General features: G+C 58.8%; 22 protein-coding genes. 10 read left to right on the top strand and 12 right to left on the bottom strand.

Going from position 1 to position 24,525, the window contains the following annotated elements; genetic code table 11:
- Positions 1 to 6 precede the first annotated feature (6 nt).
- A complete protein-coding gene (locus C1949_RS09965) occupies positions 7 to 1,095 on the top strand; it encodes an ATP-binding protein (RefSeq protein ID WP_104738338.1) in 1,089 nt (362 codons plus the stop codon).
- A gap of 5 nt (positions 1,096 to 1,100) precedes the next feature.
- Here the strand turns inward: C1949_RS09965 and C1949_RS09960 are convergent, their stop codons facing one another.
- Together C1949_RS09960 and rimO are read right to left on the bottom strand one after the other, a co-directional pair.
- On the bottom strand, positions 1,101 to 2,372 hold the full coding sequence (locus C1949_RS09960) for an APC family permease (protein WP_104738337.1): 1,272 nt from the start codon (positions 2,370 to 2,372) through the stop codon (positions 1,101 to 1,103).
- 82 nt (positions 2,373 to 2,454) lie between these two features.
- Positions 2,455 to 3,786: a 30S ribosomal protein S12 methylthiotransferase RimO gene (gene rimO, locus C1949_RS09955; RefSeq protein ID WP_104738336.1), complete on the bottom strand. Its 1,332-nt coding sequence runs from the start codon at positions 3,784 to 3,786 to the stop codon at positions 2,455 to 2,457.
- Between the two features lie 196 nt (positions 3,787 to 3,982).
- On the opposite strand from rimO, the gene C1949_RS09950 reads away from it, so the two are divergent.
- The 3 genes from C1949_RS09950 to C1949_RS09940 all read left to right on the top strand — a co-directional run bounded on the left by C1949_RS09950 (position 3,983) and on the right by C1949_RS09940 (position 7,993).
- Positions 3,983 to 4,492 carry a sigma-70 family RNA polymerase sigma factor gene (locus tag C1949_RS09950; RefSeq protein WP_229744378.1) on the top strand — a complete coding sequence of 170 codons (510 nt, stop codon included), beginning with the start codon at positions 3,983 to 3,985 and terminating at the stop codon, positions 4,490 to 4,492.
- Complete coding sequence (locus C1949_RS09945) at positions 4,471 to 5,466, top strand: FecR domain-containing protein (RefSeq protein ID WP_104738334.1); 996 nt, start codon at positions 4,471 to 4,473, stop codon at positions 5,464 to 5,466. The genes C1949_RS09950 and C1949_RS09945 overlap by 22 nt, the downstream gene beginning before the upstream one ends.
- 88 nt (positions 5,467 to 5,554) lie before the next feature.
- Positions 5,555 to 7,993: a TonB-dependent siderophore receptor gene (locus tag C1949_RS09940; RefSeq protein WP_104738333.1), complete on the top strand. Its 2,439-nt coding sequence runs from the start codon at positions 5,555 to 5,557 to the stop codon at positions 7,991 to 7,993.
- A gap of 81 nt (positions 7,994 to 8,074) precedes the next feature.
- Here C1949_RS09940 and C1949_RS09935 read toward each other — a convergent pair whose 3' ends face one another.
- The 4 genes from C1949_RS09935 to C1949_RS09920 all read right to left on the bottom strand — a co-directional run bounded on the left by C1949_RS09935 (position 8,075) and on the right by C1949_RS09920 (position 11,707).
- Positions 8,075 to 8,293, bottom strand: coding sequence for a YgdI/YgdR family lipoprotein (locus C1949_RS09935; RefSeq protein WP_104738332.1), 219 nt, complete (start codon positions 8,291 to 8,293; stop codon positions 8,075 to 8,077).
- 126 nt (positions 8,294 to 8,419) lie between these two features.
- Positions 8,420 to 9,373, bottom strand: a complete 954-nt coding sequence (locus C1949_RS09930; protein ID WP_104738331.1) for an alpha/beta fold hydrolase — start codon at positions 9,371 to 9,373, stop codon at positions 8,420 to 8,422.
- Positions 9,374 to 9,401: 28 nt separating this feature from the next.
- On the bottom strand, positions 9,402 to 10,217 hold the full coding sequence (locus C1949_RS09925; protein ID WP_104738330.1) for an SDR family NAD(P)-dependent oxidoreductase: 816 nt from the start codon (positions 10,215 to 10,217) through the stop codon (positions 9,402 to 9,404).
- Between the two features lie 17 nt (positions 10,218 to 10,234).
- Positions 10,235 to 11,707 (bottom strand): flavin-containing monooxygenase, encoded by a 1,473-nt coding sequence (locus C1949_RS09920; RefSeq protein ID WP_104738329.1) that lies wholly within the window; start codon positions 11,705 to 11,707, stop codon positions 10,235 to 10,237.
- An 83-nt stretch (positions 11,708 to 11,790) separates the two neighbouring features.
- On the opposite strand from C1949_RS09920, the gene C1949_RS09915 reads away from it, so the two are divergent.
- A complete protein-coding gene (locus C1949_RS09915) occupies positions 11,791 to 12,399 on the top strand; it encodes a TetR/AcrR family transcriptional regulator (RefSeq protein WP_104738328.1) in 609 nt (202 codons plus the stop codon).
- Positions 12,400 to 12,468: 69 nt separating this feature from the next.
- Here C1949_RS09915 and acnB read toward each other — a convergent pair whose 3' ends face one another.
- Positions 12,469 to 15,063, bottom strand: a complete 2,595-nt coding sequence (gene acnB / locus C1949_RS09910; RefSeq protein WP_104738327.1) for a bifunctional aconitate hydratase 2/2-methylisocitrate dehydratase — start codon at positions 15,061 to 15,063, stop codon at positions 12,469 to 12,471.
- A gap of 342 nt (positions 15,064 to 15,405) precedes the next feature.
- Between acnB and C1949_RS09905 the strand changes: the two genes are divergently transcribed.
- Entirely contained in the window at positions 15,406 to 15,879 is a 474-nt protein-coding gene (locus tag C1949_RS09905) for a DUF1289 domain-containing protein (protein ID WP_104738326.1), read from the top strand.
- 11 nt (positions 15,880 to 15,890) lie between these two features.
- Here the strand turns inward: C1949_RS09905 and C1949_RS09900 are convergent, their stop codons facing one another.
- Positions 15,891 to 16,751, bottom strand: coding sequence for a universal stress protein (locus C1949_RS09900; protein ID WP_104738325.1), 861 nt, complete (start codon positions 16,749 to 16,751; stop codon positions 15,891 to 15,893).
- A 161-nt stretch (positions 16,752 to 16,912) separates the two neighbouring features.
- On the opposite strand from C1949_RS09900, the gene C1949_RS09895 reads away from it, so the two are divergent.
- The 3 genes from C1949_RS09895 to C1949_RS09885 all read left to right on the top strand — a co-directional run bounded on the left by C1949_RS09895 (position 16,913) and on the right by C1949_RS09885 (position 20,043).
- Entirely contained in the window at positions 16,913 to 17,512 is a 600-nt protein-coding gene (locus tag C1949_RS09895; RefSeq protein WP_104738428.1) for a MiaE family protein, read from the top strand.
- Positions 17,513 to 17,581: 69 nt separating this feature from the next.
- Positions 17,582 to 18,445 carry a substrate-binding periplasmic protein gene (locus C1949_RS09890; RefSeq protein WP_104738324.1) on the top strand — a complete coding sequence of 288 codons (864 nt, stop codon included), beginning with the start codon at positions 17,582 to 17,584 and terminating at the stop codon, positions 18,443 to 18,445.
- A gap of 137 nt (positions 18,446 to 18,582) precedes the next feature.
- Positions 18,583 to 20,043, top strand: coding sequence for an aminotransferase-like domain-containing protein (locus C1949_RS09885; protein ID WP_104738323.1), 1,461 nt, complete (start codon positions 18,583 to 18,585; stop codon positions 20,041 to 20,043).
- A 73-nt stretch (positions 20,044 to 20,116) separates the two neighbouring features.
- Here C1949_RS09885 and C1949_RS09880 read toward each other — a convergent pair whose 3' ends face one another.
- Positions 20,117 to 21,064, bottom strand: a complete 948-nt coding sequence (locus C1949_RS09880) for a LysR family transcriptional regulator (protein ID WP_104738322.1) — start codon at positions 21,062 to 21,064, stop codon at positions 20,117 to 20,119.
- A 169-nt stretch (positions 21,065 to 21,233) separates the two neighbouring features.
- Between C1949_RS09880 and C1949_RS09875 the strand changes: the two genes are divergently transcribed.
- Positions 21,234 to 22,445, top strand: a complete 1,212-nt coding sequence (locus tag C1949_RS09875; protein ID WP_104738321.1) for an acyl-CoA dehydrogenase — start codon at positions 21,234 to 21,236, stop codon at positions 22,443 to 22,445.
- Positions 22,446 to 22,611: 166 nt separating this feature from the next.
- Here the strand turns inward: C1949_RS09875 and infA are convergent, their stop codons facing one another.
- The 3 genes from infA to aat all read right to left on the bottom strand — a co-directional run bounded on the left by infA (position 22,612) and on the right by aat (position 24,412).
- A complete protein-coding gene (gene infA / locus C1949_RS09870; protein WP_080050557.1) occupies positions 22,612 to 22,830 on the bottom strand; it encodes a translation initiation factor IF-1 in 219 nt (72 codons plus the stop codon).
- A gap of 130 nt (positions 22,831 to 22,960) precedes the next feature.
- Positions 22,961 to 23,668 (bottom strand): arginyltransferase, encoded by a 708-nt coding sequence (locus C1949_RS09865; protein WP_104738320.1) that lies wholly within the window; start codon positions 23,666 to 23,668, stop codon positions 22,961 to 22,963.
- A 51-nt stretch (positions 23,669 to 23,719) separates the two neighbouring features.
- Positions 23,720 to 24,412 (bottom strand): leucyl/phenylalanyl-tRNA--protein transferase, encoded by a 693-nt coding sequence (aat, locus tag C1949_RS09860; RefSeq protein WP_104738319.1) that lies wholly within the window; start codon positions 24,410 to 24,412, stop codon positions 23,720 to 23,722.
- Positions 24,413 to 24,525 lie beyond the last annotated feature (113 nt).

Below are 24,525 nucleotides of genomic sequence, written 5' to 3'. Positions count from 1 at the left end.
TAGGACATGAAAGACAAGGCCATCCAGCGGCCCGCCGCAGAAGATCGTTTCCATGATCAACTGGTCAAGTTGCAGCAATGGGACCAGGGGCCAGTGCCGCCGGGCTGGTTGCTGTCGCCAACCGCAATTGAGCACTTTGTGCTGGGTAATGACGCGTTGGGGATTGAGCGCAAGTTCGTTGCGCCGCGAGAAATGGTCAGCCGGGTAATCGTATCGCTGGCAACCAACCGTGGGGCAATGCTGATCGGGGAACCGGGGACGGCCAAATCATGGCTGTCCGAATTGATTGCCTGCGGTGTCTCGGGGCAATCGCGTCTGACCATTCAGGGCGGCACCATTTCGCATTACCGGCAATTGATCTACGACTGGAACACCAGTTTGCTGGATAAGCTCGGACCCTGTCGTGAAGCATTGATCCCGGGGGCTTTGTTCCTCGGTATGGAGCAGGGCAAGCTGGTGCGCTTTGAAGAGCTGGCCCGCTGTCCGCAGCTGGTGCAGGATGCCTTGCTGTCGATTCTGTCGGAGCGGCAGTTGCAGATACCAGAGTTGCAGGGAGAAGACGGCGTGCTCTACGCCCGTGAGGGGTTCAACGTCATTGCCACCTCCAACTCGCTCGACCGTGGCCTGTTCGATATGAGCGCAGCGCTGAAGCGACGTCTTAACTTCGAAACCATTGAGCCTATCGACGACCTGGATGCCGAACTGGATATCGTCCAGCGCGAAGCCGGTCTGCTGGCGCGTCAGTCAGGGGTAGAGATGACCGCAGATCCAGCCATACTGGAGATGCTGGTGACGGTGTTTCATGAACTACGCAACGGTCAGACGCTGAGTGGCCGAAGTACCGACCGCCTGGCCGCAGCGGTCATGTCTACCGCTGAAGCGGTAGCCGTCGCTCACGCACTGATGGTGTACGCCTGGTACTACCGCGATGGCAAGATGGCACCCGAGGATCTGCTGCACTTCATCATTGGCGCAGCATTGAAGGATAACCCGCAGGACCGCCGCCGCGTGCGTCACTACTTTGATACCGAAGTCAGCAGCAAGCCGGGCGAGCACTGGCAGCAGCTGTATGAACAGCGCCAACTGCTAGATTGAAACGGCTACGGCTGACGGGTGCCCAGCTTGCGCAGCAGCAGCGGGCGACCGAACAGCGCGATGACCACCAGCACGCCGAGAAAGACCAGAGCCAGCGGGTCGCTTTGCAGCAGTTGAACCACCAGCGCGATACAGGCTAGTGCGCCGGCCAGGGCGCCAAAGCCGGTGATCAGGCGGTGGCCCGCGCCGAGGCGAAAGGCCAGTGTACAGACCACGGCAAAGGTAAACAGGAAGGTCAGGCTGGCCGCTTCGACCAGCGCGATCAGCGATCCTGTAGCGACCAGTACCGCGGCAATGACGCCCAGGCCGACGACTGCTCGGTCCGGCACGCCCAGGCGGTTGTGGTGGTCTACTGCAGCAGGCAACTCACCATCGGTCGCTACCCGGTGGGCGAGCCGAGCTGTTGCAAACAGCGTGGCATTGATGGCCGAGCCGGTCGAGAACGCCGCTGCGATGGTAACCAGTACCAGCCCAACCGTGCCAAAAGCCTTTTCTCCAGCGATGGCCAGTGCAACCTCTTTATGCGCAATCACCTGATCGGCACCGATCAACATGGTGGTGCCAAGGGCCACTGTCACATAGATCAATATGACGACGACAATAGCCGACAACACCGCTAGCGGCAGTGTGCGCTTGGGGTTATCGATGTCCTCGTAATCGTACGTGAGTAGCTGAAAGCCCTCGTATGCCATGAACACCGAGGCTGCACCGAACAGCGCAGCAAGCAGGTTTGCCTCCGGTACGCCGCGCGATAACGCCGGCGGGTCCCAGTGAATCAGGCCCCAACTGGCAAGGCCGAGCAGGGCGATGACCTTGAACCAGACCAGCAGTATTTCCACGCCGCCAGCAACCCCAACGCCACGCAGGTTCAGCAAAATGAACAGGGCAATGATGGCGATGCCGGTAACCCTCGGCACCCAAGGCCCAAGTCCGATCACATGACCGAGATACTCACCGAAGGTAACGGCGTACACCGCGTTGGTCAGCACGTAGCCGACGATCAGAACCCATGCCAGGGTACCGGCAAAGTTGCGCTGGTTGATCGCGAGCAGGAAGGTAAAGGCGCCTCCACCACGGTTGTAATGCGCCGCCAACTTGACGTAGCTGTAACCGGCTGCAAGAGCGATTACTCCCGCAGCCACGAAGCTAAGCCAGGCGAGCGCGCCGGCGATGCCGACTACAACGCCCAGTGTGGAGAAGATACCGCCGCCAATCATGCCGCCAACGGCCATTGCCCAGGTCGCGTTAAAACCTAGCTTGCTGGGTGTCGCGCTCATGACGGGCTCCGTGTCGGTATCGCAAGGGAAAGCAGGGGGGAAGCGGTCGCCGGCTGAGGCGCGATGACCGTTTAGCGTGGGGTCAGGCCAGCTGCGCCCAGAGGTCGTACTCGTCGGCGTCGGTCACAACAACGGTGACGATGTCTCCCGGCTTCAGATCTTCGTCGGTATCGAGATAGACGTTGCCGTCGATTTCCGGCGCGTCCGCCATCGAGCGACCAATCGGGCCTTCGTCGTCTACTTCGTCGATGATCACCTGAATGGTCTTGCCAATCTTTTGTTGCAAACGTGCAGTGGAGATCGCCTGCTGGTGCGCCATGAAGCGCTCCCAACGATCCTGCTGCACGTCTTCCGGTACGGGCTCCAGGCCCAGGTCGTTGGCGGGTGCACCGTCGACGGGCGAGTACTTGAAGCAGCCAACGCGGTCGAGCTGGGCTTCGGTCAGCCAATCGAGCAGGTACTGGAAATCCTCTTCGGTTTCGCCCGGGAAACCGACAATAAAGGTCGAGCGGATGGTCAGCTCGGGGCAAATTTCGCGCCACTGCTTGATGCGCGCAAGGGTCTTGTCTTCAAATGCAGGGCGCTTCATCGCTTTGAGCACTTTGGGACTGGCGTGCTGGAAGGGGATATCCAGATACGGCAGGATCTTGCCCTCGGCCATTAGCGGGATCAGCTCATCCACATGCGGATACGGGTAGACGTAGTGCAGGCGTACCCATACGCCCAGTTCACTGAGCGCTTCGCACATCTCGGTCATGCGTGATTTAACCGGGCGGCCGTTCCAGAAACCGGTGCGGTACTTGATGTCGACGCCGTAGGCGCTGGTGTCCTGGGAGATAACCAGCACTTCCTTAACACCGGCCTTGGCCAGACGCTCGGCTTCGCTGAGTACTTCACCAACCGGCCGGCTGACCAGTTTGCCGCGCATCGACGGAATGATGCAGAAGCTGCAGCTGTGATTGCAGCCTTCGGAAATTTTCAGGTAAGCGTAGTGGCGGGGCGTCAGCTTGACGCCTTGCGGGGGTACCAGGTCGATCAGCGGGTTGTGATCCTGTTTCGGCGGAACCACCTCATGCACCGCGCTGACTACCTGTTCATACTGTTGCGGACCTGTTACCGCAAGCACGCTTGGGTGTACGTCGCGGATTGCGGTTTCTTCAACGCCCATGCAACCGGTGACGATCACCCGGCCGTTCTCGGCGATGGCCTCGCCAATAGCGTCCAGCGACTCGGCTTTGGCGGTATCGATAAAACCACAGGTATTAACGACCACCACGTCGGCATCTTCGTAGGTGGGAACCACCTGATAACCTTCGGTGCGCAGCTGGGTCAGAATGCGTTCGGAGTCAACCAGTGCCTTAGGACAGCCGAGGGAGACGAAGCCAACTTTGGGCGCGTTGGACGGGGTGGACATCAGGGACCTCACGGAGCGGTGGCATGGACTGCCATTCGTTGGAAACCGCGCATTTTATCCCCGCCTCAGCTGCACTGCCAGCATTGCGAAGCGACGAGTTGCACTGCGCCGACGGACTGCATGGAAGGCGTTGCATCTAGCGACTCGCCACTCTACAATGAGAATTATTCTCATTAATGCCGTCGGGAGCGTTATTGTGGCAGGAGAGCAGGCAAGGAGCGAGTGCGGAGCACTTTACGCAGAGCACAATCGCTGGCTGGTGGGTTGGCTGCGTCAGCGTATTGGCTGTTTGCACGATGCGTCCGACCTCGCTCAGGACACCTTCCTGAGAGTGTTGACGGCACGGGAGCGTGCGCCCCGGGATTCAATTCAGGAACCACGGGCGTTTTTGCGCACAGTCGCCGGGCGGCTGCTGTCCAATCATCTACGTCGTCGCGCTCTTGAGCAAGCCTGGTTGCAGACGCTTGCAAGCCTGCCGGAGCCGCAGGTTCCGTCACCGGAAGTTCAGGCGGTGATGCTGCAGACTCTGCACGAAATTGACGCCTTGCTGGACGGCCTGTCTGCGCGGGCGCGCCGTGTATTTCTCTTGGCCCAGCTGGAAGGGCTGACTTACGCTCAGATCGCCACAAAGCTCGGCGTGAGCGTGCGTACCATCAAACGTGACATGGCGGAGGCCTACGAGCAATGCATACTGCTGACCCCCTGATTTCTGGCCAACCACACGAATCGCAGGACCGTGCCGTAATCCGTGAAGCGGCGCAATGGCTTGTTCGCTGGCACGACACGCCGCATGACCAGCAACTGGTTGCCGAGCTCGCGCAATGGCGCGCCCGCAGCGAGCAGCACGAGCAGGCCTGGCGTCGTGCGCAGCAGGTTAACGACAAGTTTGGCTTGCTCCCCCCGCAGCTGGGGATGGCCGTGCTGGGAGAGCGCACTGAGTTGTCGCGTCGCCGCGCTATCAAGTCGCTGGTGCTGCTGATGACTGTCTTGCCGGCAGGCGTGGCAGGCTATCAGGCTCTGCCGTGGCGTGAATGGCGGGCAGATTACAGCACCCGCACTGGTGAGCAGCGCTTGATCACACTAAACGATGGAAGTGAACTGACGCTGAACACCGATACCGCGCTGGATGTTCGCTTTAACCGGCTGCAGCGGCTTATTCGCCTGCACCGTGGTGAAGTGCTGGTCGACAGTGGTGCGGATCCACTGCAGGCGGCTGGCCAGTCTCGTCCGCTGCGGGTCACAACACGTCATGGCAGTGTCCGCGCGCTGGGTACGCGCTTCGTTGTGCGGCAGCAGCGCGAAAGCACGCTGGTTCAGGTATTTGACGGCGCGGTCGAAATTGAGCCGCGCGGCAGCGAGCGCCGCGCGCTGATCCAGGCTGGTCAGCAATTGCGCTTCAACAGCGCGGATGCTGCCATGCCTCAACCCGTCGATCCGCATGGTGCTGACTGGTCAGAAGGGCTGCTGATTGCCGATAGCCTGCCGCTTGGGCGCTTCCTCGCCGAGTTGGGGCGATACCGTCCAGGGCTTCTGCGCTGCGAGGAAAGCATCGCCGGCTTGCCGGTCAGCGGAGCATTTCAGTTGGATAACACCGATCAGGTATTGGCCAGCTTGCCGCATAGCCTTCCGGTCAGAGTGATTTACCGTACCCGTTACTGGGTATCGGTAGCCTCTGCCTAGGCTGCCTCACCCGCGAGTTGTCCCCTTTTTTTAACTCGCGTGTCTTTAACAGGGACTACAGCACAGATCGCTTTCAAGGAGTCCCTGAATGAATACACGCTTTAACGCCAGCGCAGTAGTAGCGGCACCCGTGCGCATCGCGCCGCTGGCACTGGCCATCACCCTCGGTGCGTTGGTTCCGGGAACGGCACTGGCCGATCCATCGGTCGCACCGACCCGGCACTATGAGCTTGTTGCTGGCAGTCTCGGCGCAGCGCTGACTGACTTCGCCAGGCAGGCAGGCGTAAGCGTTCAGTTTAACGCCACACAGATTGGCGCATTGCGCGCTCCAGCGCTGGTTGGTGACTTCAGCGTCGGTGCCGGATTTGCTCGGTTGCTGGAAGGTAGCGGACTTTACGCAAAGGATCTGGGTGGTGGTGTGTACCTGATCCAGTCCGTCAGCGCTGGCAGCACAATGCTGAGGGTACTGGAGGTGACCGCCGAGCGCTCGGGGCAGAACCCGCTGTTGCCCGCCGCTAGCATTGTGGCCGAAAACAGCGCTACGGCCTCGAAGACAGGCACAAGCATTCTGCAGAATGCCCAGGCCGTAAACGTCGTTACTCGAGAGGAAATCGAGGCACGCGGGGCAGGGGATGTCACCCAGGCTTTGCAATACACGCCGGGGGTCGTCAGCCAGTACGGTAATACCGATATGCGCCACGACTGGCTGTCGGTCCGTGGTTTCAATCCGGGCCGGTTCATGGACGGACTGCGCCTGCCCTACGGCGTGCTGGGATATGCGCAGCCGCGTATTGATCCTTACCTGCTGGAACGCGTTGAAGTGCTGAAAGGGCCGGCTTCGGTGCTGTACGGCCAAAGCCTGCCGGGCGGCCTGCTCAATATGATCAGCAAGCGTCCAGGAACCGGAGCCGACAACGAACTGCGGCTGCAGTATGGTAGCCATAATCATCGCGAGCTGGCGTTTGACCTGGGGGGTGACGTGAACGAGCAGGGCTCTGTTGCCTATCGCGTTGTTGGCCTCGGCCGGGAAGCCGACTCCCAAGTGGACCATGTCGGTGAGGAGCGGACGTTGCTCGCTCCGTCGCTCATGTGGCAGGTCAGCGACAGTACGCGCCTGACGCTGCTTGCACATTATCAAAAGATTGATGCTGACGGTGGTGGCGCGCCACCGGCGCTGCCTGCTCTGGGTACGCTGTATGGCGGCGCCGGCTGGGGCAAGCTTGGGCCGGATACCTTTATCGGCGAGCCCGGCTATGATCACTTCGTGAACGAACAGTTCTTGCTCGGTTATGAGTTGGAGCATCAGCTCAACGACACCTGGACCCTGCGCCAGAATCTGCGACTGAGCGATGTGGATACCGACACCCGACGCGTTCAGGGCTACATGCTGTCAGGCAACAGTCTGGTTCGTTACGCCTGGGCGTTTCCGGAGCAGAGCCGCGCTCTGACGATTGACAACCAGGCAATGGCGGCGGTGCAGCTCGGCGACGTTGAACACCGCCTGCTGCTCGGTCTCGACTACCAGCGTGAGGAGGGCCGCTATGATGAACATTTCAGCGGTCTGAGCGTCAGCCCTATCGACCTGACGACACTGCAATATACAGGGGACGCGATAGAACCACCCTTGACCACCAGGCGGGACCAGGACCGTTATCAGGTTGGGCTCTATCTGCAGGACGAAATCCAATGGCACGCCTGGAGCGTTCAGCTCGCCGGACGATACGATGTCGCCAAGGCTGATAACGACGTGACTGACTACCTGGGTGGAACCCGAACCAGCGTCAAGCAGGATGATGAAGCGTTCAGTGGTCGAGCCGGACTGGTTTACAGCTTTGATAATGGCCTGGCACCTTACGTTGGCTACACCCGGTCATTTGCTCCGACAGCCGGTACCGGCGACGACGGAGAGGCGCTAAAGCCGACTGAGGGCGAGCAGTATGAGCTGGGCCTGCGCTACCAGCCCGTCGGTAGCCGGAGTCTGTTTACCCTGTCTGCCTATCGTTTGACGCAACAGGATGTGCTTACCCGTGACCTGGTGACCAACCAGCGCTCACAAACAGGAGAGGTGGAGATCCAGGGCATCGAGCTGGAAGGCAAGATGGAAGTCACCCAAAGGATGCAGGCAATCGCTTCCTGGGCCTGGACAGACAGCGAGATCACCCGCGACGGGAACGCAGCCATCGAGGGCAATCAGCAGCCGTTCGTGCCGAAACAGCAGGGCAGTCTGTGGCTGGATTACCGCCTGCAGGACGGGCTGCTTAAAGGATTGGGCATGGGGGCGGGGGCGCGCTACCTCGGGGCCTCCTACGGCGAGACTGCAAACAACTACAAAAGTGATGCGGCGACCCTGTTCGATGCGGCCGTCAGCTATGATTTGCGCGCGCTGACAGGTGAGCCGGGGGTATCGTTGCAGCTCAGCGCCAACAACCTGACCGACCGGGAGTACATATCGACCTGTATCTCAGCGATGAGCTGCTATTGGGGCGAAGGGCGTAACGTAACCGCATCGCTCAGCTATCGGTGGTAATGCCAGCCGCGGTCAATTGCCTGCTGTGCGGGCACAAAAAAGGGCTGCTATGCAGCCCTTTTTGCTGGCCGAAGTATGTGCTCAGCGCTCGATGATCTCTTCGACGTCTTCCTGCTTCATCTGCCGGTCACGATCGGTCGCATCCTCAAACTCGATCATGCCGGTTTCTTCGTCAATCTGGGGTTTGTCTTCCGCTTCCATAACCTGGCCATCGCTGGTGCGTACCAGGTAGTCATTGCCACAGCCGGCAAGAATGAACAGGCCGAGAATACCTAGCGTGGCGACTTTCCAGTGTTTCATTGGGGCTTTCCTCCTTCAGTAAACACAGTAGATGTGACTGGGGAGGGCGGGAGGGGTTCAGACTGACCCGGGAACCTGTGACCTGGGTCACGACACGAGAAGGGGCGCCTGAACGCCCCTTTTTGATCAAGCCGCCTGTTGACGCTGAAGTTGGCGCAAGATGAAGTCGATCGTGATTTCCGGTTGGGTAACCGGCAGCATGTGACCACCGTCCACAAGTTCCAACTCAACAACCGACAAACGATCAGCCAATGCCTGGCCCTGCTCGGCCGGGTCGAGAATACGATCCTGACGCCCATACAGCACGCCAATCGGCAGTTGTAGATCGTCATAGCGCAGCTGCATCAACGGCAACACAGCCTCCAATGCGTTCATGTCTGTCGAGGCTGCGATAAAGTGGCTTGGACGCAGGCCCAGGAAGCCGCCGCCGCGCATCGGGAAGTCCGCCGGCACCGTTTCCGGCCCAAACACGATATCCATGATCTGCTCGCGCTTACGAATCGACATGGGAACGGCGAGCGTCCAGCCCACCAGTGTGCGCAACCACGGTTGGCGAATGGCAAAGCCGTTGAAGGCGTCGGAAATCTTGCTCGGCATGTGGGTTAACGGCGCGACCAGCGCCAGTCCGCGGACCTTGTCTGGATGACGCAGTGCGGTAGCCAGAGAGACTGCACCTCCCAGTGAGTGGCCAACCAGCAGCGGCTTGCCGAGTTGCAGCGCATCAATGACACCTGCAACCACATCCGCCTGCACTGCAAGAGAGGCAGAGGAGCGGGCAGGGCGCTCTGAATAGCCGCTGCCAGGGCGATCAATGGCGACCACTCGATGCGTTTTAGCCAGCGCATCAATCACACCATAACCGAAGTTCTGGGCGACCCCGCTCAGGCCGTGAATCAGCAGAATGGTATCCGGCCCACTGCCCTGCTCGATATAGTGAATACGATTACCCATCACGGTAACGAAGCTGCCTTCAGGCGGCAGGCCCAACTCGACCCGCTTGGCGATGAACAGGGTATACAGGTACAGCCCGGCAATACCCAGCAGCAGTGCAATCAGCAGAAAACTGAACAGATAGTTCACGTTGAGATCCTTTGCGTCAGGTGAGTGCTTATGCGTCTTTGGTGGCCAGCCCCGCCAGCAAACGCCAGTAGTTGACGGGCATCAGCCGTTCCAGCCAGGACAGGATACGGGCGTCGTTGCCGACCAGCACACGTGCCTTGTCACGCTCAATACCCTTGAGGATGATCTGGGCAGCCTTGGGCGGCGGCATGCGCAGCAGGCGGTTGGCTCTGTCCAGCTTCTGCTGCTTTTCGGCCTCGCTGACAGTTTCGGGTGAACGTGCGCTGGTGGCAATGGAGGTCGCAACGCCGCCAGGGTGAACCACGGTCACGCCTACGTTGCTGTCGAGCAGTTCAAGGCGCAGCGCGTTGGAGAAACCACGGACCGCAAACTTGCTCGCGCAGTAAGCGGTCTGGCCCGCTGGGGTGATCAGCCCAAACAGGCTCGAAACATTGACGATACGGGCCTCTGGTCGCTGTTTCAGTAGCGGCAAGAATGCCCGGCACATGGTAACAACCGCGTCGAAGTTGATTGACATCAGCCAGTCGAAGTTCTCGACGCTGACCTGGTCGAAGTTGCCCCCCAGAGCAACCCCCGCGTTGTTGATCAGCAGGTCCACACTGCCGTGCTCGGCAATGACTGCGGCTGGCAAGGCCGCAACAGCTGCACGGTCCGAGACGTCGAGCGGATGCTCGCTTACGCGAACGCCCATCGCCCGCGCTTGCGTTGCCGTTTCGGCCAATGAGTCCTGATTAAGGTCCGCCAGCGCCAGGTTACAACCACTGCGTGCCAGAGCATTGGCCAGCGCACGGCCGATGCCGCTGCCGGCTCCGGTGAGCACCGCTACACGATCTTTGGTCTGCATTTCGTTCGTTTTCCTTATTATTGAAACTGCATTACGCCGTCATCGATACGGCCGTACTGGATGGTGAACTTGTCCTTCAGGTAGTTCTGGTGCAATTGCCACGGCGCACGATCTCCCTGTTTCGGCAACACGTTGGCAGCGCGCTGAACATAGCCGGAGGTGAAGTCAAGGAAAGGCTGCTCCTGCACCGACGCATCGCGGCGTACCACGGCCTCGCGGTAGTTATGTTTGTCCATGTAGCGCAGCAGACGGCAAGCATAGTTGGCCGTCAATTCGGCTTTCAGGGTCCAGGACGCATTGGTATAGCCGAAGGTGACGATCATATTCGGCACATCACTGAGCATCATGCCCTTATAGGACATGCGCTCGTTGAACAGCATGGGGGCGCCATCAACCGAGACGGTCACATCACCCAGGGCATTCACCTTGAGGCCGGTTGCCGTCACGATGATGTCGGCCTCAAGCTCCTCGCCGGAGCTCAGACGAATGCCGGTTTCGGTAAAGCTATCGATGGTATCGGTCACAACACTGGCACGGCCGGCCCGCACATCGCGGAACAGGTCGCCATCCGGCACCGCGCAGACGCGCTGATCCCATGGCTTGTAGTCAGGGGTGAAGTGCTTCATATCGACATCGCCAATCTGGGTCTTGACCATGTGTAGCACGCGTTCTTTGAACTGCTCGGGACGGTTGCGAGCGACGCGATAAAAGAATTGGGTCAAAAACACGTTCTTCCAGCGGGTCAGCGAGTGAGCAGCCTGCAATGGCATCCATTTTTGCAACGTCTGGGCGATACCGTCGCGCTGCGGGCGCGTTACCACATAACTGGGGGTGCGCTGAAGCATGGTGACGTGAGCGGCCGTTTTGGCCATTGCCGGAACCAGCGTAACCGCTGTCGCGCCGCTACCAATAACGATCACCCGCTTACCGCTGTAGTCGAGGTTTTCCGGCCAGAACTGCGGGTGAATAATCTGCCCCTTGAATGCATTTTCGTTGGGGAATTGCGGCCGGTAACCTTCATCGTAGCTGTAGTAGCCTGAACAGGAGAACAGGAAGCGGGCCTGGTAATGTTCTTCCTGCTCCTGACCGGACGCGTCGGTAGTAACGGCAACAACCTCCCACCGTGCTCGCTCGCTGGACCAGTTTGCAGAGACCACGCGGCGCTGGAATCGTATGTTGTGAATTGCACCTGAGTCTTCGGCGATCTCTTCGATGTAGCGCTTGATGTCAGGTCCGTCAGCGATAGACTTGCGGTTGGTCCAGGGCTTGTAGCTGTAGCTTAGGGTGTACATGTCCGAATCGGAGCGGATGCCAGGATAGCGAAACAGGTCCCAAGTTCCCCCGATGGCCTGGCGGCGCTCAAGAATCAGATAACGCTTGTCTGGGCACTGAGCGCTGAGCGCATGGGCCGCGCCTATGCCGGATAGCCCCGCGCCGATGATTAGTACATCCAGTGGTACAGGTTCAAATGCTTGTTGTTCTTGTGTCATTGTGGTGTCCCGTCACGTGGGTAGTGGTGACAATCTAGATTGTCATATATGCTTTGGCAATCCCTATTGTCAGAATTCATTGCATGAATACAGCTACTACCGTCAAACGTCGTTATCGTGGTTCCTCTACCGAGGAGCGCAGGGCGTTGCGACGTCAGCAACTTATCGACGCTGCGACCCAGGTCTATGGTGAGTTTGGGTACCGTCACTCCGGCGTCAAGCAGGTATGTGATGCTGCAGGCCTGACCCAGCGTTACTTCTACGAATCATTCGGGCACAGTGATGAGTTGCTGATTGCCTGTTACGAGCAGGCAGCTCGTCAGGTACGAGAGCTCAATATGGCCGCAGCGCAAGCCGCCGGTGAAGATCGAATGGCCCGAAGCCGGGCGATGCTGCACGCCTATTTCAGCTTTCTGCGTGACAACCCCAAGCTCGCGCGTCTGTTGTTCATTGATATTCGCGGCATCAGCCCTGCGGTAGACGAGGCGATCGATCAGGCGCTGAAAGCCAGTAGTGAAGACATGACTCGGGCACTGGCACATCCTGGTGAGCATTTTGACGAAATGCTGCAGGCTGGAATCCTGGGTGGGGTAATTCACATTGCGCTGTACTGGATGGCCTCCGGGTATGCCCAACCGGTTGAGGCAGTGACCGAAACAGCGCTGAAATTGGGACTGTCGTTGCTCGCCTAAGCCTGGCGCTGACAGGGATTTCAAGCAAAAAAAAGCCCCGCTAATGCGGGGCTTTTTTCGGGTCAGCTATCAGACCTGTGCGACCGGGATGGACGCAGCGGCTTTCTGGTAGGACTCGATTTCGTTGAAGTTCATGTAGCGATAGACATCAGCTGCCATGCTGTTCAGATCAGCAGCGTAGCCCATGTACTCTTCAACAGTCGGCAGGCGGCCCAGGATGGACGCAACCGATGCCAGCTCGGCAGAGGCAAGGTACACGTCAGCGCCATCACCCAAACGGTTCGGGAAGTTCCGTGTGGAGGTGGAGACAACGGTGGACTTCGCCGCAACGCGCGCCTGGTTACCCATGCACAGCGAGCAACCCGGCATTTCCATACGCGCGCCCGCTTTACCGTAGATGCCGTAGTAGCCTTCTTCGGTCAGCTGGTACTGATCCATCTTGGTCGGCGGAGCCAGCCACAGACGAGTCGGCAGAGCGCCCTTATTCTTCTCGAGCAGCTTGCCCGCAGCGCGGAAGTGACCGATGTTGGTCATGCACGAGCCGATGAAGACTTCGTCGATCTTCTCGCCCTGTACGGAGGACAGCAGGCGGGCATCGTCCGGGTCGTTCGGCGCACAGAGTACCGGCTCCTTGACGTCAGCCAGATCGATTTCGATCACGGCAGCGTACTCGGCGTCAGCATCGGCAGCCATCAGGTTCGGATTGGCCAGCCATTCTTCCATCGCCTGAGCACGACGCTCCAGCGTACGCGGATCCTGGTAGCCGTTGGCGATCATCCAGCGCAGCAAGACGATGTTGGACTTCAGGTACTCGGCAACCGACTCTTCGCTCAGCTTGATGGTACAGCCGGCAGCGGAACGCTCGGCGGACGCATCGGACAGCTCGAATGCCTGTTCGGCAGTCAGGTGATCCAGGCCTTCGATCTCGAGAATGCGGCCGGAGAAGATGTTCTTCTTGCCTTTCTTCTCGACGGTCAGCAGACCTTGCTGAATAGCGTAGTAGGGGATGGCATGAACCAGGTCACGCAGGGTGATGCCAGGTTGCATCTCGCCCTTGAAGCGAACCAGAACGGATTCCGGCATGTCCAGCGGCATGACGCCGGTGGCGGCTGCGAAGGCGACCAGGCCGGAACCGGCCGGGAAGGAGATGCCCATCGGGAAGCGGGTGTGCGAGTCACCACCGGTACCAACGGTATCGGGCAGCAGCATGCGGTTCAACCAGCTGTGGATGATGCCGTCACCCGGACGCAGCGCAACACCACCACGGTTGTGGATGAAGTCGGGCAGGGTGTGGTGAGTGGTCACGTCGATCGGTTTCGGATACGCCGCTGTGTGGCAGAAAGACTGCATGACCAGATCAGCCGAGAAGCCCAGGCACGCCAGGTCTTTCAGCTCGTCACGGGTCATCGGGCCGGTGGTGTCCTGAGAACCAACGGTAGTCATTTTCGGTTCGCAATAGGTACCGGGGCGAATACCTTCCACGCCGCAGGCCTTGCCCACCATTTTCTGAGCCAGGGTATAACCCTTGCCAGTGTCTGCCGGTTGTTCCGGTTTGCGGAACAGGTCGGAAGTACCCAGACCCAGCTCAGTGCGAGCCTTCTCGGTCAGACCGCGACCGATGATCAGCGGGATACGACCGCCAGCGCGTACTTCGTCCAGCAGCACCTGAGTCTTCAGCTCAAAGGTGGTGATGACGTCGTCAGTGCCGTGCTTGCAGACCTTGCCTTCGTAGGGGTAAACGTCGATAACGTCGCCCATGTTCAGGTCGGTGCAATCAAACTCGATCGGCAGGGCGCCAGCGTCTTCCATGGTGTTGTAGAAGATCGGGGCAATCTTGGAGCCGAAGCAGAAACCGCCTGCACGCTTGTTCGGAACGTTCGGGATGTCATCACCGAAGAACCACAGAACGGAGTTGGTGGCGGACTTGCGGGAAGAACCGGTACCCACTACATCACCAACGTAAGCAACCGGGAAGCCCTTGGCTTTAACTTCTTCGATCTGCTTGAGCGGGCCAACAGCACCTGGCTCGACCGGCTCGATGCCGTCACGTGCCATTTTCAGCATTGCCAGAGCGTGCAGCGGGATATCCGGGCGAGACCAGGCGTCAGGTGCCGGAGACAGGTCGTCGGTGTTGGTTTCGCCAGGAACCTTGAAAACGGTCAGGGAAATCTTCTCAGCAACAGCTGGCTTGTTGACGAACCATTCGCCGTCAGCCCAGGACTGCAGGACTGCCTTAGCGTGGGCGTTGCCGGCCTTGGCCTTCTCGGCAACATCGTGGAATGCGTCAAACATCAGTAGGGTGTGCTTGAGTTGTTCCGCGGCAGTAGCGGCCAGTGCGGCGTCATCCAGCAGCTCAACCAGAGTGGCGATGTTGTAGCCGCCCTGCATGGTGCCCAGCAGCTCAACTGCGCGCTCTTTGGTCAGCAGCGGAGAGGTGGCTTCGCCCTTGGCGATAGCGGAGAGGAAACCGGCCTTGACGTAGGCGGCTTCGTCAACGCCCGGCGGGACGCGGTTGGTCAGCAGGTCAAGCAGAAACGCTTCTTCACCTGCCGGCGGGTTTTTCAGCAGGTCTACCAGACCAGCAGTTTGTTCGGCGTTTAGCGGCTGGGGCACGATGCCCTGAGCGGCGCGCTCTTCAACGTGTTTGCGATAGGCTTCAAGCACAGTTATTACCCTCATCAGTCTGTTCCACCGAAGTGGAACGGTCATCCTCTCGGACCCCGGGAAGCACTGAATAAGCATCTTGGCCAAGGGAGTTATTCAGTGCTTCCCTAAAGTGTGCCGACAAATAAGACTGTTACAGACGTCTGCCCGTATTGGTGGGGGGCAACCTGGGTAACTGGTGGCAGATACGTAACGGGTTGCGGGCGAACGCCTGAAACACAGCCCTAACGGCGGGCTGATTCTACAGGATGCAACGCACAAAGTTAAGTTGCCACGCAGTTGTATCCCGGTTGAGTCACATGGCTGTGCCTGTCACGGCGTGTCGTTTATCATGCGCGTTTCATGCGCAGGCGGGTTGTCAGTATGGTGGATCGTCCAACCTATTCCAGTAAAACGCCCTGTGTGGGCTTGTGCTCCACGGTTTACGGGGATCAGGTCTGTCGTGGCTGCAAGCGTTTCAGTCACGAGATTGTTGACTGGAACCGCTACGATACCCATGCCCGGGCGGCCGTCTGGCAGCGACTGGAGCAATTGATTGAGCAGGTGATTATGGCTCGGGTGGAACTGGTTTCAGCGGTGGAGCTGAACCGGGCGCTTGAGTATTACAAGGTAGCTGTCGATGCCGCTATGCCGCTGGGCATGAAGGTGTTGCGGCTGCTTGCCCGACTTGGGGACGAACCGTTGGGTGCTGCGGGTCTCAGGCTGAGAGGGGAGTGGGTTAGCATGCCAACCCGTCAGTTGCGGGATGACGTGGATCAAGCCTTCTTTGCGCTTTCCCAAGCCTATTACGACCGGCGAATGCCGCCGGTCGCGTAGACAGACTCTACTTACTTCTCCAGCAGTGCCTCAAGGTGAGCCAGCGTGTCCTCCGGCTTCAGTACCAGAATGTCACTGTTGAGTTGATCCAGCACAACCTCAGCAGTGTTGCCGATCAGAGCGCCGGCGATGCCCTTGCGAGCGATGGTGCCGATGACGGTGACACTGGCACCTAGCTGGCCAGCAACCTGCGGAATCAGGAAGTCAGCCGGGCCTTCGGCGATATGCAAGTGCGCCGAATCGATGCCGTACTGCGCAGTGTACTGTCCGGCCTTTTCCAGGTAGTCAGCGGCGATGCGTTCTTTCAACTGGTAATCGGGATCAGCGGACGAGAGCATGGGTGCCGGGTGCGCACTGACCAGATGCAGCTGACCGCCAACCATTTCGGCGATGTCTGCAGCATGACTGACAATGGTGTCGTGCAGTACGTGGTGCTGATCGTCGTGATTGCCCACGTCAACGGCCGCCAGTATGTTGCCTTTCATCCAACTGTCGCCATTCTTAACCATCAGCACTGGGGCAGGGCAGTAACGCAGCAGCTTCCAGTCATCGGGGGTAAGCAACGCCTTACGCAACGGGTTGTCCGGACGATGCTGCTTGACTACCAGATCGCAGCCCTCACGGGTAACCGCTCGGCAGATGGTGTCAGTCAGGTTGTTGTGCCAGTCCTGGGTGACACTGCAGCGAACGCCCTTGGCATCCTGCTCCACCCGCAGGCGCGCCAGCAGATCGCTGTAATCCTGGCGGTCCTCACACACCAGAAGGTGCAGTTCGCATTCAATAAAGCCCGCAATAAGGCTGGCACGGGTCAGTGCAACCTGTTCCTGTTGGGTTGGGTCGATAACTACTAGAATGCGCTTGACGGCTTGCATGCGGTTCTCCCTGTCTTGATTTTTTTAACGTATGTGACCGTTATACTGAATGTAGCTGTTTTTTACCCGGCTTGTGTTGATCCAGATCTATTCGGGCTGCTGATGGCGACCCAGAGCGGGTATACTGCGTCGCGTTAAAGAGTCGACCTGTGACGGACGCCATGCTGCCCGATGAACTACTTGCATTTCTGCCCTGCCGAACGCCTGATGCCTGGATTGAACAGGCGCTGGCTCACCCAGACATACTGCTGATAGATCACGCCAATTGCGAGAAAAAGGCCGCATCTACCGCCTTGATGCTGATGTTCCGCTATGTCGACAAGCCCGATCTGCTGCAGAAGATGTCGCGCCTAGCCCGCGAGGAGCTGCGCCACTTCGAACAGGTTACAGCGATCATGGCCAAGCGGGGAATTAGCTATCGTGGCCTGTCGGCCAGTCACTACGCCCAGCGGCTGCGCCAGCACGTCCGTACCACCGAGCCTGGTCGCCTGATCGACACCCTGATTGTCGGGGCGTTCATCGAAGCGCGCTCATGCGAGCGTTTTGCCAAGCTCGCTCCGCACCTGGATGAAGAGCTGGGTGACTTCTATCGTTCGCTGCTAAAGTCAGAAGCGCGCCACTATCAGGACTATCTGCGGCTGGCCAAGGGCTACGCAGACGGTCCCATTGATGAGCATGTCGCACGCTTTGCCGACGTTGAGCGCGAGGCTATTCTCGCTGATGATGCTGACTTCCGATTCCACAGCGGGGTTGCAGCCTGAGGACTGAACTCTGGTGCTCCAAGGCGAGTCTCTAATCAGGTCTTTCTGATTTCACAGCAAGGGATTGATATGTTCAAGTCAGCGGCACCTCGCATTACCTGCCTTTCCTCAGTGATACACGCTTGCGCTCTGGCCGCCTTGCTGGCAAGCGGGCTTGCCCAGGCAGCGGTAGAAAACAGTTGCGAACGCATCGTGGTCACCGGTAACCCGGACTACCCACCTCTGATCTGGGCTCCAGAAGGGGATGAAAAACTGACGGGTGTTGCTGTCGAGATGTTGCAGTTGGCGCTGGAGGACTCGGGTATCGCAGTCGAACTGCTCGACCTTGGCTCCCGTGAAAAGGCGCTTGAGGCGGTAGAGGCGGGGCAGGTCGACGTAATGGCCGGCGTCTTTCTGTCGCGAGAGCGGTTGCGCTCACTCGATTTCGTGTACCCGCCAATCATGGATGTGCCGAGCGTGTTCTTTGTCCGACGCGGGGCAGCTTTTCCCTACAGCGGTTGGCAGGACTTGCAGGGCAAACGCGGCGCAGCGCAGCAGGGCAGTCGGTTCGGGTTGTCATTTGACACCTACGCCGCTGATCACCTGCAACTGCAGCGACTGAGCAGCGGCGAGTCCGCACTGCGCAAGCTACTCAAAGGCCAACTGGACTATGTCGTGCTCGAGCGCTACCAGGGGCTGGCTCTGGCGCAGCAACTGGGCGTTGATGCGCAACTGGATACGTTGGAAGGCTCGTTCATCAATGCGCCGCTGTACCTGGCAATTTCCCATAACTCCGTCTGCAATTCGCCGGCACTGCGTTCCGCACTGGCGCTGGGTATGCAGGAACTGGCACAGCGGAATCAGGCCAGTCGTCTGCTCGATAAGTATCGCCAGCTCTGGGCCGCACCGTTCCAGCCGACAGTCGAGGCTGCCGAGATCCCGGTCACCGAGTAGCGAAGACGCTGCCTGGGTCTAACAGATCCCTGGCAGCGAATCTGTACTGGTCAACTGTGCTATATCTGTAGCTGTTACGGATTTAGTCACACAGGTTACTCTTAGGCTCCCGTTAAAGCCCGCCGGAGGACGCCAGCATGACCAGTCTGCTCTATCAGAAAATTGCACGACAGCTGGCGGAAGACATTCAGAAAGGGGTCTATCGCCCCGGCGAGCGCGTTCCCTCTGTTCGCAAGCTGAGCACTCAGAAAGGCGTCAGCCACGCCACGGTGCTGCAAGCCTATGCGACCCTGGAGGATCAGGGCCTGATCCACGCGCGTCCGCAATCCGGCTATTACGTCCACCAAACGCCGGCACTGACTGCGCCAACCCCGCAGATAGCCAAAGTTGAGGCGCCGTACGCGGTTACCCGCAGCAGCATCATTACCGAGATCCTGTCCCAGGCCCGGCGCGAAGGCGTAATACCGCTGGGTGCGGCGGTGCCCTCCAGCGATTATCTACCGTTGCGTGCTCTGCATCAGCAGATGAGCAAGGTCACTCGCTTTCATAGCCAACAGGCTTTCAGCTACACCTTCAGCCCCGGCTACGAGCCACTCAGGCGGCAGGTTGCGATACGTATGCGTGACGCCGGAGCGATGGTCGATCCGGCCAACGTAGTGATCACCAACGGCTGCGTTGAAGCACTGCAGCTGTCGCTACGGGCGGTAACCCGGCCAGGTGATCTGATTGCGACCGAGTCCCCTAGCTATTACGGGCTGGTGCAGCTTTGCCAACTGCTGGACCTGAAAGTCGTCGAGATTCCGACCGACCCTGACAGCGGTCTCAGTTTGGAAGCCTTGCAACGTGCACTGGATAAATGGCCGATCAAGGCGCTGGTGCTGACGGCGCGCGCCGGTAATCCGATGGGAGCCACGATGCCCGAAGCGCGCCAACGCAAGCTGGTGGCGATGATGGCCCAGCGTCAGTTGACGATCATTGAAGACGATATCTACGGCGAGCTGATGTTCGACCACGGCCAGTCCAAGGCGCTTAAGGCGTTCGACTGCTCAGATACGGTGATCTATTGCTCCAGCTTTTCCAAGACCATTTCACCCGGCGTGCGTACCGGGTGGCTGGTTACGCGCCGCTACCAGCAAGCGATAGAGCAGTTGCAGACCTTTACCACGCTGTCTGCCTGCAGTGTTAGCCAGATGGCTGTTGCCGCCTATCTGGAGAACGGCGGATACGACCGGCATCTGCGGCATATTCGCCAGGAATACTGCACCAATCTAAGTCAGTTCCAACTGGCGATTCAGCAGTATTTTCCCGAAGGAACCCAGATCACGCGTCCTAAAGGGGGCTTTATTCTCTGGCTGAGCTTGCCGGGCGGGGTGGATACGCTGACGCTGTTCAACCGGGCGATGGAGCACGACATCAGTATTGCACCGGGCGTGGTGTTCAGTAACTCGGACCAGTTCAATCACTGCTTGCGTTTGAACTGCGGTATTCCCTGGAACAGGGCAACTGAACAGGCAGTGATGACCTTAGGGGTTCTGGCTAGGCAACTGATAATGGAGACAGCGCGCGCCGCGGTCGTGGCAGAGGAAATATCTATTTGATTTATAGTGTTACGAGCGTTTTTTAATGTAAAAAGGCCTGCATAAGCAGGCCTTTTTACTGTTTGTCAGACCGTTACTGCGCAGCAGCCTTGGCGCTTTCACGCAGCTTCTGGTGTTCGCGCGTCAGCTTCTGCGACAGCTCAATGATCTGCTCGCGCATCCAGCGGTTCGCCGGGTCCTGGTCGGTGCTCTCGTGCCAAAACAGGTGAGTCTCGATGGCCGGTACGTCGTCGATCGGCAGTGTCGTCCAGTGTAGATTATGACGTTGCGCGAAACGCTCATGTACCGTCATGACCAGGTCGGTCGACTCCAGTACCAGCGGTGCCATCTGGTAATGCTGCGAACGCATGACCACACGGCGCTGAATGCCCATTTTGCCCAGTGCCAGATCCACATGCCCCAGGCCGTTGCGGCGGCTGGAAATATGAATATGTGACTGTGCAAGGTAGTCGTCCAGGGTGATCTTGTCTTTCTTGGCCAGAGGATGACCCTTACGCATGACGCAAACGTGGCGATCCTCGAACAGCTTGACGTGGCGGACCTGAGTGTCTGTGTTCAGCGGCGCGTCGATCGCGAAGTCAAGACGGCCGGCCGCGAGTTCCTTGGTGGTTTCGCGGCGCTTGATCAGGAAGCTGTCGATATTGATGTTCGGCGCCGAGCGCCGAATACGCGAAGCAAGGTGCGGCAGGATGACCGCCTCGGTCAGGTCAGTCATGCTGATGCGATACGTCTTGGTAGCCTGTTCAGGCACGAAACTGCGACTTTCCTGCACTGAAACACGCAGCAGCTGCAGTGCGTTACGAACAGGGGTGATGATGTTCTGTGCCATTGGTGTCGGCACCATGCCCTGGGCAGTACGCACAAACAGCGGGTCATTGAAGGTTTCGCGCAGGCGCGCCAAAGCGTTACTGACCGCAGGTTGAGTGATGCCGACGATCTGGCCAGCCCTTGTCAGATTGGCTTCTGTATAGATCGCGTCAAAGACAATGAACAGATTCAGGTCGACCTTACTGAGGTTCATCGCAACTTCCTTTAGTTAATTGACTCACGTCGAGACAAGGCAGTTCAGCAGAAGGGTCAAGTATATATCGCTTATGAATGTTAATACACGGCAAAAATAGGTTAGATAAATCCATTTGCCTCATCTAGCATTTTCTTTGTCGATACCCAACCAAATGAAGGCAATCACTATGGATTTCGGATACTCCCCCAAGGTCAAGGAACTGCGCGAGCGCGTGGACAGCTTCATGCAGGAGCATGTGTTCCCGGCCGAGCATATCTTTAACCAGCAGGTAGCAGAAGGCGACCGCTGGCAGCCGACCGCCATTGTCGAAGAGCTGAAGGTAAAAGCACGCGCTGCCGGTCTGTGGAACCTGTTCCTGCCTGAGTCCGAGCTGGGTGCTGGCCTGACAAACCTGGAATACGCGCCGCTGGCTGAGTTGATGGGCCGCTCCGGCCTGGCTTCCGAAGCCTTTAACTGCAGTGCGCCGGACACCGGCAACATGGAAACCATCGTTCGCTACGGCTCCGAAGAGCACAAGGAAAAGTGGCTCAAACCGCTGCTGGCAGGCGAAATCCGTTCCTGCTTCGGCATGACCGAGCCGGGTGTTGCTTCCTCTGATGCCACCAACATGGAGGCCAACGCGCACCGCGAAGGTGACGAGTGGGTCATCAACGGTCGCAAGTGGTGGACTTCCGGTGCTTGTGATCCGCGCTGCAAAGTCATGATCTTCATGGGCCTGACCAACCCGGATGCACCTCGCCACCAGCAGCACTCCATGATTCTGGTGCCGATGGACGCTCCCGGCCTGAAGGTTATCCGCCCGCTGCCGGTATTCGGCTATGACGACGCACCGCACGGCCACGCTGAGGTCGTACTGGAAAACGTCCGCGTACCTTACTCTAACGTTCTGCTGGGTGAGGGCCGCGGCTTCGAAATCGCTCAAGGTCGCCTTGGCCCGGGTCGTATCCACCACTGCATGCGCTCCATCGGTGCTGCCGAGCGCGCTCTGGATCTGATGTGCAAGCGCTCGGTCGAGCGTGAAGCCTTCGGCAAGCGCCTGGCTCAACTGGGTGGCAACATCGATCTGATCGCTCAGTCGCGCATTGAGATCAACCAGGCTCGCCTGCTGACTCTGAACGCTGCCTATATGATGGACACCGTGGGCAACAAGGTCGCCAAGAGCGAAATCGCGCAGATCAAGGTCGTCGCGCCCAACGTTGCGCTGAACGTCATTGATCGCGCCATTCAGATGCACGGTGGTGCCGGTGTGTCCGAGGACTTCCCGCTGGCTAACATGTACGCAATGCAGCGCACACTGCGCCTGGCCGATGGTCCGGATGAAGTACACCGCGCAGCGATCGGCAAGCTGGAGCTCGGCAAGTACATGCCGCGCAAGTAAAGCCGCGCAATAGAAAAGACCCGCTCTCATGAGCGGGTTTTTTTATGTCCGGTAGGGTGCAAATGTCGGGCGCAAAAACGCCCACCCGAGCTCTCGGGTGAGATGTAATCTGGGTGGCGTTGTGATCAGCCGGGCGAGGAGGGATGCCCGGCGGGGTGCGGCGGTATCAGCGGGCGCGGTAGGTGATACGACCTTTGGTCAGGTCATACGGTGTCAGCTCAACACGTACCTTGTCACCAGTCAGGATGCGGATGTAGTTTTTACGCATCTTGCCTGAAATGTGGGCAGTCACGACATGGCCATTTTCCAGTTCAACGCGGAACATGGTGTTCGGCAGTGTGTCGATGATAGTGCCTTCCATTTCAATGCTGTCTTCTTTTGCCATTAAGCAACGACCTCTCGGGGTGGATTCTGGGTGGGCGATTGGATGATTACCCACAAAAAAGGTGGCCAATTGTGCCTGAAAACAGCACTTGAGCCAAGTTTACGCTGGAATTTTTACTGTTTATGTATGCTCAGGTCAGGCGAATCCAGCGCTGATTGACCAGCATCTCCAGTGGACGGTACTCCGTCTTGTAGCTCATCTTCCGGCAATTTTTGATCCAGTAGCCGAGATAGACCGCTTCCAACCCCTGTCTACGGGTCTCCTCAATTTGCCAAAGGATGGCGTAGCGGCCGAGGCTGCGTCGCGTCTCGTCAGGGTCAAAAAAGGTATAAACCGCAGACAGGCCGTTGCTCAACTGATCGGTGACCGCGACTGCCAGCAGCCGTGACTGGTCCCGAAAGGCGTAGAATCGGCAGAAGTTCCAGTCCTTGGCGAGAAACGAAGCAAACTGCTCCTTGCTTGGCGGAAACATGTCGCCGTCGGCATGGCGAGCCCGAATGTAACGCTCGTAAAGCGCGTAGATCTCGTCGGTCAGCTCGGGCATCAGTTGTTCTATCTGCAGGTCCCGGTTGCGCTTGAGGATGCGCTTCTGCGCGCTGCTCGGGGTAAACGCCTCAACCGGAATGCGCGCGGGGATACAAGCACTGCACTGCTTGCAGTGCGGGCGATACAGGTGGTCACCGCTACGTCGAAAACCAAGCTCCGAGAGCTGGCTATAGGTTTCGATATCAATAGGCTGCTGTGGGTCGAGAAATAGCGTCGTCGCCCGTTCTTCCGGCAGATAACTGCAGGCGTGCGGGTGAGTGGCATAAAATTTGAGTTGCGACAGGTCAGTCATGGCGTCTTCCCGGGCAGCAATTGCCCGAGTATACGGCGGCTGGTTGGCGGTTCAAAGTGCTGCCGGCCAAGCATTCGCGGCGCCCTGAGGACAGAGTTGCGTCAGCGCCTGCAAGAAGGCGTCGCGAGGCATACTCTGAGCGCCAAGACTGAACAGGTGGTCTGTCGGCATCTGGCAATCAATCAGCTCGACGCCCCAGTGCTGCAATTGCTCGACCAGAGTGATAAAACCGAGTTTCGATGCGTTGCTGACTCTGCTGAACATCGACTCACCAAAGAACACCTTGCCCAGCGCAACGCCGTACAGCCCGCCAACCAGCTGCTCTTGCTCCCAGACTTCGACCGAGTGAGCGATGCCGGCCTGATGCAGCGCGATGTAGGCATCCTGCATTTCGGTCGTTATCCAGGTCCCATCCGCGTCACGCCTGGGTGCTGCGCAGGCCTTAATTACCGCAGAAAAATCCTGGTCGAATGTGACGGTTTTTCGCCCCTGCCTGATCAGCTTGCGCATGCTGCGCGAGATGTGCAGGTTTTCCGGGTAAACCACGGTGCGCGGGGCAGGGCACCACCAGAGAATCGGCTGTCCAGGAGCGTACCAGGGAAATATGCCGTGACGGTAGGCGTTGACCAGTCGATCGACGGAGAGGTCGCCACCCGCTGCGAGCAAGCCGTTGGGCTCGTTCATCGCCAGCTCCACCGGCGGAAACGCCGTGTCGCCTGCCGTTAGCCATGTCAGTTGCGCCATACGTGCTCCGAGTCCGCTTCAGCAATTCAAATGGTTTATCAGGAACGGGTTATAAGCTATTGTCCCCAATGAATAAAGCGGGACAATTGGGCGGAACATCCGGAACTTGGGAT

This window comes from Halopseudomonas oceani, from assembly GCF_002903165.1.
Lineage (GTDB): Bacteria > Pseudomonadota > Gammaproteobacteria > Pseudomonadales > Pseudomonadaceae > Halopseudomonas > Halopseudomonas oceani.
The sequence above is the reverse complement of the archived record's forward strand: the minus strand, read 5'-3'. Positions and strand labels throughout refer to the sequence as shown.